General features: G+C 70.4%; 10 protein-coding genes. 5 read left to right on the forward strand and 5 right to left on the reverse strand.

The annotated features are described in order from the left end of the window. Positions 1–402 precede the first annotated feature (402 nt). Positions 403–834, reverse strand: coding sequence for a type II toxin-antitoxin system Rv0910 family toxin (locus tag NM1_RS30175; RefSeq protein WP_068027539.1), 432 nt, complete (start codon positions 832–834; stop codon positions 403–405). 147 nt (positions 835–981) lie between these two features. Here NM1_RS30175 and NM1_RS30180 point away from each other — a divergent pair, with 147 nt between their 5' ends. From NM1_RS30180 to NM1_RS30190, 3 genes are all read left to right on the forward strand, one after another. Continuing rightward, positions 982–4,458 carry a serine/threonine-protein kinase gene (locus tag NM1_RS30180; protein ID WP_068027541.1) on the forward strand — a complete coding sequence of 1,159 codons (3,477 nt, stop codon included), beginning with the start codon at positions 982–984 and terminating at the stop codon, positions 4,456–4,458. 214 nt (positions 4,459–4,672) lie between these two features. Next, on the forward strand, positions 4,673–5,680 hold the full coding sequence (locus NM1_RS42630) for an ABC transporter ATP-binding protein (RefSeq protein WP_246011727.1): 1,008 nt from the start codon (positions 4,673–4,675) through the stop codon (positions 5,678–5,680). A gap of 124 nt (positions 5,681–5,804) precedes the next feature. Then, positions 5,805–6,581, forward strand: a complete 777-nt coding sequence (locus NM1_RS30190; protein WP_068027544.1) for an ABC transporter permease — start codon at positions 5,805–5,807, stop codon at positions 6,579–6,581. 13 nt (positions 6,582–6,594) lie between these two features. Here the strand turns inward: NM1_RS30190 and NM1_RS30195 are convergent, their stop codons facing one another. The 3 genes from NM1_RS30195 to NM1_RS30205 form a co-directional block, all read right to left on the reverse strand. Next, positions 6,595–7,491, reverse strand: coding sequence for a hypothetical protein (locus NM1_RS30195; RefSeq protein WP_068027547.1), 897 nt, complete (start codon positions 7,489–7,491; stop codon positions 6,595–6,597). 82 nt (positions 7,492–7,573) lie between these two features. Next, entirely contained in the window at positions 7,574–8,014 is a 441-nt protein-coding gene (gene mscL / locus NM1_RS30200) for a large conductance mechanosensitive channel protein MscL (RefSeq protein WP_068027549.1), read from the reverse strand. Positions 8,015–8,147: 133 nt separating this feature from the next. Continuing rightward, positions 8,148–10,001, reverse strand: a complete 1,854-nt coding sequence (locus NM1_RS30205; RefSeq protein ID WP_211339576.1) for an amino acid permease — start codon at positions 9,999–10,001, stop codon at positions 8,148–8,150. 72 nt (positions 10,002–10,073) lie between these two features. Here NM1_RS30205 and NM1_RS30210 point away from each other — a divergent pair, with 72 nt between their 5' ends. Continuing rightward, positions 10,074–10,799 carry a helix-turn-helix transcriptional regulator gene (locus NM1_RS30210; RefSeq protein ID WP_068027555.1) on the forward strand — a complete coding sequence of 242 codons (726 nt, stop codon included), beginning with the start codon at positions 10,074–10,076 and terminating at the stop codon, positions 10,797–10,799. On the opposite strand, the gene NM1_RS30215 is transcribed toward NM1_RS30210, so the two are convergent. After that, entirely contained in the window at positions 10,781–11,173 is a 393-nt protein-coding gene (locus NM1_RS30215) for a VOC family protein (RefSeq protein WP_068027558.1), read from the reverse strand. The genes NM1_RS30210 and NM1_RS30215 overlap by 19 nt on opposite strands. A 201-nt stretch (positions 11,174–11,374) precedes the next feature. Here NM1_RS30215 and NM1_RS30220 point away from each other — a divergent pair, with 201 nt between their 5' ends. Next, the gene (locus NM1_RS30220; RefSeq protein WP_068027561.1) at positions 11,375–12,382 is read left to right on the forward strand and encodes an AraC family transcriptional regulator ligand-binding domain-containing protein; all 1,008 of its coding nucleotides are present in this window, start codon (positions 11,375–11,377) and stop codon (positions 12,380–12,382) included. Positions 12,383–12,384: the final 2 nt, after the last annotated feature.

A 12,384-nucleotide genomic window follows, 5' to 3' on the forward strand; every position in this document is an offset into this window, starting at 1 on the left:
TTCCCTTCTTGTTCTGCGGCTGTGCTGTGCCACCGCGTTGCGGCTGCCGTGCTGTGTGATCGGCTGCACTGTTCCGCGTTGCGGGTGCTGTTCCGCGTTGCGTCAGACTAGCGGCGAGGCTTGCGCTAAGTAAATAGCGGTTCGCCCAAGGCTCGACTCCGGCAGCACGAGCGATCCTGCCGGTGATACTTCGTTTGCACAGCTCAACCCCGTTGTCGCATGGCAGACCTCAGCGCTTGCGCTCCATCATGTTCTGCCAAGTTCGCCGAAGTTGTCGATCTGGCGAAAACAAGAACATGTTACAGTTCCGCTCGTGTCGGCGCCAAACCGCGCGATGTCGGGGCGCCGCGACACAGCAAGGGGCGGCCCGGAAGACCGGACCGCCCCACATACACACTCCGCTCAGGCGTACAGCTCCACGAACCGATCCAGCGAACGGTCGATATCGCCCTTCAGCGCCCTGGCCACGCCCGAGCCGATCGGCCCGAACAGCGGGCGCCCGCCCAGATCGATATCGACGGTGACCTCCGATCCGTCGCCCTTCGGCGCGATCAGCAGCTCCAGTCCGAACTTGGTGCCGCCCTTGCCGGAGCCGCTGAGCGCCAGGCGTTTCGGCGGCTCGGCCGCGCGCACGGTCCACCGCACGCGGTTGCGCAGGCCCTTCACCGACGCGATACCGACCAGTTCGGTGCCGACCGTCAGGTCCTCCGGAACGCTGCCGCGCCAGGCCTCGTGCATGAGCAGCCATTGGTGCAGTTCGCGCAGATCGGCCGCGTGCGACCATGCCTCGTCGGGAGAGATCGGCACGTCGACCGATACCTTCAGTTTTGCCACGCGTGCATGCTAACGAGGAGTGCCGGACACCGCCGATGTCGTCCCCGGGCGCGGCCGTCGTCGGTCGATAGGTAACAAGGGGCTACCGAATCGGCGCGGGCGGAATATCCTCATCAGTAACTGGTCGAAGGTTGTATCGAGGTCGTCGTGGCGTATACCGATCCGCTCTCCACGCAACGCGCGCAGATCTCGGGTTTCGCGGCGGAGCTGGACGCCGCCGGATTCACCGGCGCCGCGGAGATCGGCAGCGGCGGCTTCGGAGTCGTCTACCGGTGTTTCCAGCCGACGCTGGAGCGCACCGTGGCGATCAAGGTGCTGACCGCCGACCTGGAGTCGGAGAACCTCGAGCGGTTCGTGCGCGAACAGCTCGCGATGGGCAAGCTGTCCGGCCACCCGAACATCGTCAGCGTTTTCGAGGTGGGGTCCACCGCGACCGGTCGCCCGTTCATCGTCATGCCCTACCACGCGCACGGGTCACTGGACGGCCGCATCCAGGACTACGGCCCGCTGAGCTGGCAGGACGCCGTGCACGTCGGGGTGAAGATCGCCGGGGCGCTGGAGACCGCGCATCGGCGCGGCATGCTGCACCGGGATGTGAAGCCGGGCAATATCCTGCTCGACGAGTACGGCGAACCCCAGCTGGCCGATTTCGGAATCGCCCGGCTGGCAGGCGGATTCGTGACGACCGCGGGCACGATCACCGGATCCCCGGCCTTCACCGCTCCGGAGGTGCTGCAGGGTCACGCGCCCGACGCGACCGCCGACGTCTACGGCCTGGCCTCGACGCTGTTCTGCGCCGCCACCGGTCACGCGGTGTTCGAGCGGCGCAGCGGCGAACAGCTGGTCGCGCAGTTCCTGCGCATCACCAAGCAGCCGGTGCCGGATCTGGGCGAGGCGGGGCTGCCCCCGGACGTGACCGCGGCGATCGAACTCGCGATGTCCCGCGATCGCAACGAAAGACCCGCCACCGCGGCGGAATTCGGTGCGGTGCTGCGCGATGTCCAACAGCGGCACGGGCTGGCGGCCGACGATATCCCGATTCCCCTGCCCGCCGCCGAACCGCCCGCGTATCGCTCCACCGCGACGCCCACCGGCTCAGGCGCCCGGCGCACGTCGGGGTCGCGGGTGTGCACGCCTACCCCGCCGGTCGCGGCCACCCGGCTGCGGCCCCCGGAGCCGACCCGGGAACTGGTCGCGCGTGATCGCCTGATCGAGGCGCTGCGCGACGGCCGCGGGCGGCGCCTGGCCGTCATCCACGGCCCGGCCGGATTCGGTAAGACGACGCTGGCCGCGCAGTGGTTTGCGCTGCTGAGCGCCGAGCCGACCGCGGTGGCCTGGCTGACCGTCGACCACGACGACAACAATGTCGTCTGGTTCCTGTCGCACCTGATCGAGGCGATCCGCGTGGTGCGCCCGGCGCTGGCACGCGAGCTGGGAGAGCTGCTCGAGGAACACTGCGACGAGGCCGAACGATACGTGCTGACCTCGCTGATCAACGATATCGACGGCCGCGCCGAGGATCTGGTGGTCGTGATCGACGACTGGCACCGCGTCACCGATCCGGACACCACCAATGCGTTGCGCTTTCTCGTCGAAAGCTGCAGTCCCACCCTGCATCTCGTGGTGACCAGCAGGCACCGCACCGGCCTCCCGATGAGCTCCATGCGCGCTCGCGACGAGCTCGTCGAAATCGACACCGCCGCCCTGCGTTTCGGGATCGATGAGGCCCAGACCTTCCTGGTGGAGCTGGGCGGGCTGGACCTGGACCGCGGCGACGTCGAGGATCTCACCGAGTCGACCGAGGGATGGGTCGCGGCGCTGCAGCTGGCCGCGCTGTCGCTGCGCGGCAGCGACGATCCCGGCGCGCTGGTCGGGCACCTGACCGGCCGACACCACGCCATCAGCGAATTTCTCGCCGAGAACGTCCTGGACACACTGGAACCCGGGACGCTGGGGTTCATGGTGTCGACCTCGATCACCGAACGCACCTGCGGCGAGCTCGCCACCGCGCTGACCGGGGTGGCCGACGGGCAGGCGCTGCTGGAGCAGATCGAGCAGCAGGATCTGTTCCTGCGCAGGCTCGACGACGGCCAGTGGTTCCGATATCACCACCTGTTCCAGGATTTCCTGCGGCAGCGGCTGGAACACGGTCCGCCCGAACGGATCACCGACCTGCATCGGGCCGCCTCGGCCTGGTTCGCCGAGCGTCGGTATGTCAGCGAGGCGGTGGATCACGCACTGCTGGCGGGTGACGATCAGCGGGCCGTGGAGATCGTCGAGCAGGACGGCATGACGCTGCTCGAGTACGGCCAGATGGCCAGCCTCATCGGCCTGGTCGGCAAGCTTCCGGCCACGATCATCGAGACGCATCCGCGGCTGCAGCTGGATCTGGCGTGGGCCAATATCCTGCTGCATCGCGCCGATCCGGCCGAGCGGGCGCTGCGACTGGCCGAGGAGCACCTCGACCGCGGCGGGCTCGACGAGACGAGCACCGCGAACCTGCGCGCCGAGGCGGGCGTGGTGCATGCGGTGGTGACAGTGCGGGCCGATGTGCTGGGCGGGGTCGAGGACATGCTGGCGCCGTGCTTCCGCCGCGCCGACCAGTTGTCGCCGTACGTGGTCGCGATCGCCGCGAACGTCGCGACCTTCGCCGCCGGATACCGCTGCGACTTCGACGAGGCCGTGCGCATCCAGGAGTGGTCCGCACCGTACATGCGGCGAAACAAGGGCAATTACAACAACATTCACGGCCAGTGCTTCCTCGGGCTGGCGGCCGGGCTGCGCCTGGATATCGTGCGGGCCGAGCAGCATTTCCGCGCGGCGCTGAAGGCCGCGAAGCAGACCGGCGGCACGCACTCCTACGGGGCGCGGCTGGCCGGATCGCTGCTGGGTGAGCTGCTCTACGAGCGCGGCGAACTCGCCGAGGCCGAGCGGCTGCTCGACGAGGGGTACAAGCTGGGCCCGGAGGCGGGCGTGGTGGACTTCAAGCTGGCCCGCTACGTGGTGGGGGCGCGGATCAAGGCGCTGCGCGGCGACCGCGCCGCCGCGATCCGGCGGCTCAACGAGGGGGCACGCGTCGCGCGCTCGATGGCGTTGCCGCGCTTGGGCGCCGAGGTCGAGAACGAACGGCTGCGCCTCGGGCTGCCACCGCATCCGGAGTTCGGGCTGCTCCCGGTGGTGGATTACGGGCGCCGCCGCACGCCGGTCGACGCGATCGACGAATTCACCGTGCTGTACGAGGAATTCACCGCGATCCGCCTGCTGCTCGCCCGCGCCGAACCCGAGCAGACCGAGCTGGCCTGCGGCTGGGCGGGGGAGTGGGTCGACCGGCTCGAACGACTCGACCGCCCGCGCGAACTGCTGAAGGCTCGCCGCCTGCTGATCGCCTGCCTGGCCGCCGCCGGGCGCACGGATGCCGCAAAGGCATTGCTGGCCAGGGTCTGCGCGCAGTGCGCGGAACTCGGCTCGGTGCGCTACGTCCTCGACGGCGGACCGTACGTGGTGCAGACACTGGCGGCGCTGCGCGAGGACCAGCTGTCCGGTCGCTGGAACCCACAGTGGCCGGACGTCCCCGCCGCGTTCCTCACCGCCCTGGTCGAAGCCGAAGCAGCCCAGACAATCTGAGCACCACACCCAGGCGCGCAATCCCCCCGACCTTCCCGCACCCCTTGCGTGTTCCCGCACCCCTTGCAGGTCCATGCAAGGGGTGCGGGAACACGCAAGAGGTGCGGGGATTGTTCCGGGCTCGGCGACGGTGGGTGTGAGTGGCTGGGCGGTGTCGGCGCCGTGACTTCGCGCTCGCGCTGCGGTATCGGGGGAGGTGCGGCATGGTGGGGCCGTGCAGAGCATTGTCCTGGAGCAAGTCGGGGTGTCCCATGGCGGGCGCACGTTGTTCGCCGGTATCGACCTGACGGTCTCGAGCGGCGGCTGCACGGCGGTGGTGGGGCCGAGCGGGGTCGGGAAGACCACGCTGTTGCGGCTGTTCAACCGGCTCGCCGAACCGTCCAGCGGCCGCATACTTCTCGACGGCGTGCCCATTGCCGAGCTCGACGTGCTCGCGCTGCGGCGGCGGGTGGGCCTGGTGCCACAGCATCCGGTGCTGCTGGCCGAGGTCGTCGTCGACGAGGTGCGGGTGGGGCGGCCGACGCTGTGGGAGGAGCAGGTGGGCGCGCTGCTGAACCGCGTCGGCCTGCCGGAGACCTTCGTGCACCGGCGGTGCGCCGAGCTGTCCGGCGGTGAGGCGCAACGGGTCTGCCTGGCCCGCGCCCTCGCCGTCGCCCCCGAGGTCCTGCTGCTCGACGAGCCGACCTCCGCCCTGGACGAGGCCGCGGCCGCCGTGATCGGCGACGTGGTCCGCGCGCACTGCCGAGCCGGCGGCAGCGCCGTACTGGTCAGCCACGACAGCGATTTCACCGGTGCCGTGGCCGACGACATCCTGCTGCTCGAGGAAGGGCGACTGGCGCCGCTGGGCGCATTGAGCGGCATGCCACCGGTCACGCCGCGCGAACCCGGCTCCTCTGAACAGGGCGGACGCGCACCGGATAGGCCAGGTGGGCAGACATCGGGCACCTCGGAAGGACCTCGGGCCGAGCCGGGTGGCCGATCGCCGGGCGCGACCGCCTCGGGCGCTCAGGTCCCGGGCGCGCCCGTTCCGAATCCGGCGGGCGGACCGGCCCCGACCACGCCCGGCGAAGGCGTCCCGAGTGCGCGCGGCGGGCGGGCTCCTTGGTGGAGGGACGGCCCGTCACCGGAAGCGCCGGACCCTGTCGCCTCGGAACCGGCCGGGCCGCAGCCGGATAGCCGGACCTCCGAGGCGGCGCGCTCACAGGAGCGGCCACAACAATGATGCGAAACGAGACGGTAGTGGTTCGTGACCCGGTGCTGGCGGACGGGCGAATCGGTGGGGCTCGGTTACCGCGGACGCAGGGAGACCCGAGCGGCGTAGCCGCTTCGATCGAGGGGACAGCGCAGTGACAGAGGGGCTTTCGGTGCCGGACTGGCCGGGGGTGGCGGCATCGCTGCTGCTGGTGGGTGTGGCGGCGCTCATCGCCTACCGGCAGCAGTTGCAGCTCACCCGCGAGTTGCTGATCGCCGCCGCGCGGGCCGCGGTGCAGCTGATCGCGGTGGGAGCCGTGCTGCTGATCCTGTTCCGGCACACCGGGTTGCCCGGGGCGCTGGGCTGGGTGGCGCTGATGGTGATCATCGCCGGACAGGTCGCCGGTCGGCGCGGAGCTGGTGTGCCGCATGCGATTCGGGCCGCAACCCTGGGTGTCGCGTTCGGCACGGTGATCACATTGGGCGCGCTGATCCTGCTCGGCGTGATCTCGACCGAGGCCCGCGTGGTGGTTCCGGTGGGTGGCATGATCGTCTCGGGTGCCATGCAGGCCACCGGAATCGCGCTGCGCCGCGTGCACGAGGACGGCCGCACGGCGCGGGCCGCGGTCGAGGCGCGGCTGTGTCTCGGATTGCCTGCGCGCCAGGCATTTCTGCCGTACCGGCGTTCGGCGTTGCGCACCGCCCTGCTCCCGGGTATCGACGCGACCAAGGTGGTGGGCCTGATCAGCCTGCCCGGCGCGATGACCGGGCTCATTCTCGCGGGGGTCGAACCGCTGACCGCCATTCGCTACCAGATCGTCGTGATGTACATGCTGCTGGCCGCCGCGGCCCTGGCCGCACTGGCCGCCGCGCGCATCGCCGAACGAGGGCTGTTCGACGACGCCCAGCGCCTGATCCCACTGGCCGGCTGATCGATTCGCTCGCTCAGCGCGGCAGCGCGGTCGTCACCGCCAGCTGCTCGCCGGTCTCCACGCGCGGCCCCCAGAAGTTCAGGTGGTTGGCCGAGTGCCGCAACGCCGTTGTCCCGGGCAGGATCTCGCGCACGGCGTACTTGTCGTGCGGGAACTGCTGGAGAAACGTCGCCAGCGTGGCCGCGGTGATGCCCGCCTTGCCCACCACCAGCGCCGGATGTTCACCCAGCTCCGCGATGACGTCGCGCAGCCGTCCGCGCAACAGGCTGTCGGTGCAGCCCGCGATCATCGCGAACGGATCCACCAGCGGCAGCTCGAGGGCCAGCTCGTAGGCCAGCGGCAGATAGGTGTCGACGAGATCGGCATCGCCGTACAGGTCGCCGGGCAGGCAGTAGTCGAACCAGTCGATGCTGCCGGTATCGGTGCTCGGATCCGCCGAAATCCCCTGGCCCGCCAGCTGATTGCCGAGCGGGAAGGTGTGCCCGGGCGCTCGATGCGGCGAGGCGAAGGTGTGCAGCCAGTGACAATCCGGCATGCGGTTCCGCAGCGACCCCGACACCAGCTCGCGCCCGACCAGCGACGCCACCGCGGCGCCCTGACCGTAGCCGAGAATGCCGAAGCCGCCGGGGTGTTCGCGGATCAGCCGGAGCAGTTCGGCCACACCCATATCGCGGACCTCCCGGTGCGAGGGCCGGCCGAGCGCCTCGAGCAGCCCGTCGCCGCCGCCGGACACCGGCCCCGCGCTGCTCGGATAGTTGAGGTAGACGACGTCGAACACGCGGCGGTCGAGCAGATCGGTGACACCGGTGAGCATGCCGATCTCGGTGCGCGGTTCGATCCGCCCGAATTCCTCGGCCGCCGTGACGGCCTCCCAGGTGCCCGGAATGCAGAAGAGTTTGTGCTGTGCCACCTTTCGAGGGTGCGCCGCGGGCGGCGCCGCGACGCGAGTAGCGCGGTACTCGAATCCCGCGGGCCGCGCGCCCCGGTGGTGTTCAGTCCAGGACGGTCTTCATCGCCGTATCGAGCTTCGCGGTGCTCTTGGACGGATTGTCCGCGGCCTGGGCAGCCAGCAGATCGCGGATCTCGGTCAGCAGCTCGGTCTGGGTGGGCTCGGCCTTCTTCTTGCCGCCGAAGCGCTTCTGCAGATGCTTCATCGGCAGGATGAGCACGAAGTACAGCACCGCCGCCACCATGACGAAGTTGACGGCGGCGCTGATGATCGGGCCGAGCGCGATGAAGGTGGCGGGCTTGCCGGGGACCAGCTGTACGCCCAGGCCCAGCTGGCCGTTGTCGCCGAGCACCGCCAGCAGCGGTTCCAGAATTCCCTTGGTGACCGAGGTGACCACCGCGGTGAACGCGGTACCCATCACCACCGCGACGGCCAGGTCGATCACATTCCCGCGCATCAGGAAGTCTTTGAAACCCTTGAGCATGGCGCCCCGCCACTCCAATCTGAACTGTTGATGTTTACCTTCGCGAAGTTTAGCGACCGTCAGCGAATGATCAGCAATCGGCCGCGACGGTTCGCCCGCCGGATTCTCCCAGGAGTCGCGGCGCCGCGCTCGGTCAGTCGAGGTGCAGGGTGATGGTCGCCGCGATCGCGTCGGTGTGCCGGTCCAGTGCCTCGGCGATGATCGGGGCGCGCTGGTTGTGCAGGATGCGGTAGCGGCGCCGCCGCGGTTCGAGCCGTGGCAGCAGCACCAGCACCTGGCGCTCGGTCGAGGTGAGGGTGCGGGCGTACTCGACGATCGGTTCGACCATGCCGCAGTGCGGGCTCGGCAGCACGCGCAACTCGAGGCCCGGATCCCAGTCCTCCCAGTGCTCGACCAGTCGTCGCGTGATCTCCGCATCGATGTCCACCGCGATCGGATGCACCTGCTCGCCCAGGCTCAGCGCGGCGTCCAGGGCCCGCCGGGTGAGGTCGCTGACCGCCACCACCGGCACCACGACCACCGTGTGCCTCGTCGGGTCGCGCCGGGGCGCCGGGATCTTCGTTCCCATGCCGAGTTCGGCGGCGACCTGCCGGTAGTAGTGCTCGGTGCGGTCGAACAGCAGCATCAGGCCCGGCACCAGGAACAGCAGCAGCCACGCGCCCTCGGCGAACCGGTCGAACAGGAACACCACGGCCGCCCCCGCGCTGAGCAGCGCGCCGAATCCGTTGAGCCACAGCTTCGCTCGCCACCACCGGCCGTGGCTGTCGCGCCAGTGCCGCACCAGGCCCACCTGACTGATGGTGAACCCGATGAATACGCCGATGGCGTACAGCGGCAGCAGGCGGTCGACGCGCGCGTCGACGAGCAGCAGCACCAGGGCCGCCAGCACACCGAGGGTCGCCACGCCGAACCGGTACACGGGACGCTCGGCGCGCAGCGCGAACAGGTGCGGCATCCGATGGTCGTGGGCGAGGCGGCTCAGCAGCACCGGCAGTCCGCCGAAGCTGGTGTTGGCCGCCAGTCCCAGCGCCCCCGCGATCGCGAGATTGGCCACGTAGAACAGCACCCCGGTGCCGAAGGCGGCCGCCGCCAGCTGCGCCAGCAGCGTGACCCCCTCGCGTGGCACCACCCGATGGGTGGCCACGACCGCCGCGATCCCCAGCAGCATCGCGCCGAGCAGCAGGCCCAGCGCCATCTCGGTGTGCTGTGCGCGGCGCACGGCGGGCGTGCGGAATTCGGGCACGCCGTTCGCGGTGGCCTCCACACCGGTCAGCGACGAACCACCCGCCGCGAACGCCTTCAGTAGAAGCAGCGGCCCGATCACGCCGGGCAGCTCGTGAAACGTGAGCGAGGTGCCGATGGTGGCGACCGGTGCGTCGCGCAGCAGTCCGACCACGATGATCGCGCCGACCACCACGAGAAACAGCACGGCCGGTCCCAGCAGCGCCTTCGCCGATTCGGCGATACCGGCCAGGTTCAGCGCCGTGAGCACCGCCAGCGCGATCAGCGCCGTCACCAGCAGGTGGTCGGCGATCAGCGGGAACATGCTGCCCAGCGCGGCCGCACCCGCCGCGAGGCTGACCGCCACCGTCAGCACGTAGTCGACCACCAGCGCGGCCGCCGCCAGCAGGCTCGCGGGCCGTCCGAGCTCGCGCCGCGCCACCGCGTAGCTGCCGCCGCCGTCCGGGAATACCGCGATGACCTGCCGGTACGAGGTCACCAGCACCAGCAGCAGAATGGTCAGCGCGATCGTCACCGGCACCGTGTAACCGACCGCGTCGGCGCCCGCGGTGACCAGCACGGCGACGATCGCCTCGGGACCGTAGGCGACGCTCGACAGCGCGTCCAGCGCCAGCGCGGCCAGCCCGCCGACCGCCGTGAGCCGGTAGGCGTCGCCGCGGTGGTGGCGGCGCAGGCGGCGATCCCGGATGACGCCGGTCGGCGGGGCGTGCACCCGGCCGCGCGAGCGCCGAGACCTCTGGATCACGGGGGTTCAGGTTACGGTGCCGGTCGCGCGCGAGGCTGCTTCCTGTCGGCGTGGCGCGCTAGTCTCGGGCGAGTGGAGACCCCAGGCCCGCCCGGCTACCGGGAGCGCCCTTCGGCCGTCGTCGACGGTGCGGTGGTGTGGTCGCGCACCATCCCCGACGGCGCCGTCGCGCCGGTGCTGCCGGACGGGTGTATGGATGTGCTGTGGACCGGGGAACGGCTGCTGGTCGCCGGTCCGGATACGCGCGGCTACGTGCCCGCGGCCGCCGCCGGTTCCCGGGTGTCGGGCATCCGCTTCTTCCCGGGCACCGCACCGGCACTGCTGGGCGTCCCGGCGCACGAGCTGCTCGACAGCCGCCCGGCCCTGGCCGACCTGTGGTCCGCCGCGCGCGTACGGGTGCTGGCCGCGGCGGTCGCCGCCGCGCCGGATCCCATGACCGGCCTGGACGAACTGGCTCGCCGCATCGCCGTCGACAACGACACCGCCGACCCGCTGCTGCGCCGCCTCGTGGGCCGCCTCGACGGCGGTGCCTCGGTGGCGGCCACCGCCGACGAATTCGGCATCGGCGCCCGGAGGCTGCATCGAATGTCGCTGTCGGCGTTCGGGTACGGGCCCAAGATGCTGGCGCGGGTGCTGCGCATGCAGCGGGCGTTGGCGCTGGCGCGCGGCGGAATCCCGTTCGCGGACACCGCCTTCCGCGCCGGGTACGCCGACCAGGCACACCTGGCCCGCGACATCCGCGAACTGGCCGGGCGGCCGCTGGGGCAGCTGGTGGCCGATCAGTCCAGCGGCGCGTAGAGGTCGACGCCATTGCCGTCCGGATCCTGCACCGAGGCATAGCGCTGGCCCCAGAACGCGTCGAACGGCTTCAGCTCACCGTGATATCCGGCGCCGACGAGATCCTCGAACATCGAATCCACCTCCGCCGCGGACTCGCAGCGGAACGCCAGGCCGATCCGTCCGGTCTTTCCGTTCAGCTGCTTCGGGAAGTCCGGGTGGAACGAGTGGATATTGGCCTCGGAGTCCAGCGTCAGCCGGAACCCGCCGGGCAGTTCGGCCTCCACGTGGCCACCGAAATCCTCCCCGAACTCCAGGCCGAGGCGGCGGTAGAAGGCGAGGGCGGCCGCCATATCGGAGACGACCACGCCGATTACATCCAATCGAACAGTCATGGCTGAAACGCTAGCCCCGGCCCGCGGCGCGGTCTTGAACGAATCGGACACCGGTATCGTCGACCGGGAGGATCACCGCCGCACCGGTTCCGGATGGAAGTGTCGATGACCACATGTCGTTCGATTCCACCGGTCGAACGAACTGTGCGGTATAGCGTTCTGCACAAACCGTGCTAGGGGAGCCATCGGGCAGGAGGGGCGTTGGGGACCGATCAGACACTGTTGCATCGTTTCGTGTTGTCGCAGCTCACCGCGGCAGGCGCGGATCAGACGCGGGTGCTGCGCGAATGCGGCGTGCCGGAATGGACGATGACCGGCGAGGGTGTGCACGTGCCCAGTGCGACGTTCTCCCGATTATGGGAGGTCGGTGAGCGATTACTCGACGATCCCGATATCGCCCTGCACGTCGCGAGCCGATACCGGCTGACCGCGCTGCGGCTCTACGACTACCTGTTCACCAGCGCGCCCACCGTCGGCGCCGGATTGGCGACCTGCGGCCCGTACGTCACCGCCGTCACCACCAACCACCGCTTCGACCTGGTGGCCGAGAACGACGGGGAAACCACGCTCTATCTCGACATCATCGATGGCGAGGGCCGCGGCCGCGACCTCACCCAGCTGTGGGGGCTGGTGGCGGTGCTGACCCGGGCCCGGCAGGTCCTCGATGCGCCGCTGGATCCGATACGGGTGTCGCTGCGGCAGCGGGCGCCGCGCAACCACGCCACCTTCACCGAGGTATTCGGCACCGCGGCCATCGAATTCGGTGCCCCGGTGGACGCCATGACATTCCGGGCGGCCGATATGGAATTGCCGCTGACCACAGCCGATCCCGTGCTGGCCGATGTGCTGCAGCCGCTGGCCGCCGCGCTGCCCCCGCCCCCGCCGCTGGCGACGGCCTGGCCCGAGCGGGTCGCCGCCGCCCTGGCCGAGGCCTTCGAACAGGGCGAGGTCTCGCTGGACCGAGTCTCGCGGCGGCTGGCGACGAGCCCGCGCACGCTGCAGCGCCGGCTGGCCGAGTCGGGGACCACGTGGCGGCGGGAACTGGATCGCGCCAGGCTGATCCGCGCCGCGGCGGCGGGGCCGGTGAGCCGCGAGCGGCAGGCGGAACTGCTGGGCTACTCCGACGCGGGGTCCATGCGGCGGGCGGCGCGTCGCTGGTCGGTGGTCGCGCATGCCCGCCTCGGCGACGAAGTGGACCGCCGCGTCTAGCA

Origin of the sequence: Nocardia mexicana NBRC 108244 (assembly GCF_001613165.1) — a bacterium.
Taxonomy (GTDB): domain Bacteria; phylum Actinomycetota; class Actinomycetes; order Mycobacteriales; family Mycobacteriaceae; genus Nocardia; species Nocardia mexicana.

Excerpts from the sequence above, each read along its gene's own strand:
- mscL (WP_068027549.1), bottom strand. The coding sequence starts at position 8,014 with ATGCTCAAGGGTTTCAAAGACTTCCTGATGCGCGGGAATGTGATCGAC.
- NM1_RS30215 (WP_068027558.1), bottom strand. The coding sequence starts at position 11,173 with ATGACTGTTCGATTGGATGTAATCGGCGTGGTCGTCTCCGATATGGCG.